Annotated in this window: 2 protein-coding genes; both read left to right on the forward strand. The window is 33.0% G+C overall.

Annotated elements, in window-relative coordinates; translation table 11 throughout:
- A partial coding sequence (locus tag ACTYBU_RS22340; RefSeq protein WP_445493247.1) for a recombinase family protein occupies nucleotides 1–524 on the forward strand: 524 nt, incomplete at its 5' end.
- A 63-nt stretch (nucleotides 525–587) separates the two neighbouring features.
- Nucleotides 588–1,550 (forward strand): helix-turn-helix transcriptional regulator, encoded by a 963-nt coding sequence (locus ACTYBU_RS22345; protein WP_445493248.1) that lies wholly within the window; start codon nucleotides 588–590, stop codon nucleotides 1,548–1,550.
- Nucleotides 1,551–1,631 lie beyond the last annotated feature (81 nt).

The following is a 1,631-nucleotide window of genomic DNA, read 5'->3' on the forward strand; positions in this document are numbered from 1 at the left end:
GGCAATTTCAGCAACTGAACGAAATCGGAATGGATATTATTTTTGAAGAAAAAGTTTCCGGAGCAACAAAAGATCGTGAGCAACTTCAAAAAATGTTAGAGGATATACAAGAAGGTGACATCATTTATGTTACGGACTTAACTCGGATTACTCGTAGTACACAAGATTTATTTGAATTAATCGATAACATACGGAGTAAAAAGGCAAATTTAAAATCCTTAAAAGATACATGGCTAGATTTATCAGAAGATAATCCCTACAGCCAATTCTTAATTACGGTTATGGCGGGTGTAAACCAATTAGAACGTGATCTTATCCGTATGCGGCAGCGTGAAGGAATTGAACTGGCTAAGAAAGAAGGAAAGTTTAAAGGTCGGTTAAAGAAGTACCATAAAAATCATGCAGGAATGAATTATGCAGTAAAGCTTTATAAAGAGGGAGATATGACTGTAAATCAAATTTGTGAAATTACAAATGTGTCTAGGGCCTCATTATATAGAAAGCTATCGGAAAGGAACAGTTGATGAGTTATACCAAAAATCGGAAATATATAATAGAAAATAAATTTCATATAGAGGTGGAATTATATGCCTAAAATTGACAATATGTTAGCAATTCTATGGATGCTTCGTTCAGGTGAAAAAATTACTGCAAAACAAATTTCAGAAAAGTTAGAGATGAATATAAGGACTGTGTATCGTTATATTGATACAATTTCAACAAGTGGCGTACCTATAATTTCAGAACCAGGACATAACGGTGGATACACTTTATTGAACAATTTTATTGAGGCTCCTCTTTTTTTTGATTTTGAGGAGCAAACTTCACTATTTCACGCTGCTGTTTTTGCAGAAGAAGCCGGATATTATGGAGGTGAAGCACTAAATAGGGCCATTTCAAAACTAAGTAAATACTCAAATCAAGAGCAGGAAACAAAGATAAACCAACATTTAACTAGTCTTGAAGTAATAAGTCGATTAAGTTCACTCTCTATGGAACCTTTTTTGAAGGAGTTGGAGCAGGCAGTAGCTGACGGGTACTCAGTAAAAATTCTTTACCATAAAAGTGGCGAAAAGCAATTAAATTATAGATTGGTCGATCCGTACAGAATTATCTATTGGAATAATAAGTGGTATGTGATTGGATTTTGTCATCTTAGGAATGATATCCGTAGTTTTAGAGTAGATCGAATTGAAAGTCTAATGCTAACCGAAAATAAGTTTAACCGGCCAGAAAATTTTTCAGCACGTGACTTTTTTATAAAAAGTCTTCTTCCAACTATAGAAGATAAGGAAGGGATTATTTCTTTGGTTATTAATGGGGATAAAAGTGTATTGGCTGATATTTGCCAACATTGGTTTTTAGGACATTATTTACAAGAACGGACTTCAAATCAAGCAGTTTTTCTTCTTGAAAAAGATATGATACATACATATGTACCTTATTTACTTTTACCGTACAATAAATCTATTAAAGTTATTGAGCCAACAAGTCTTAAGAAAAGACTTATTGAAGTTCTGTCGGAATTAATAAAATTTCATCAAGTATGATAACTTCCCTGACGTTAACTGTCAGGGAAGTTATATTATAATAGCTATATCAATTGTGATTGGAGTGTTATTGGATGCAAA

It is taken from the genome of Niallia sp. 03133 (genome assembly GCF_052663225.1).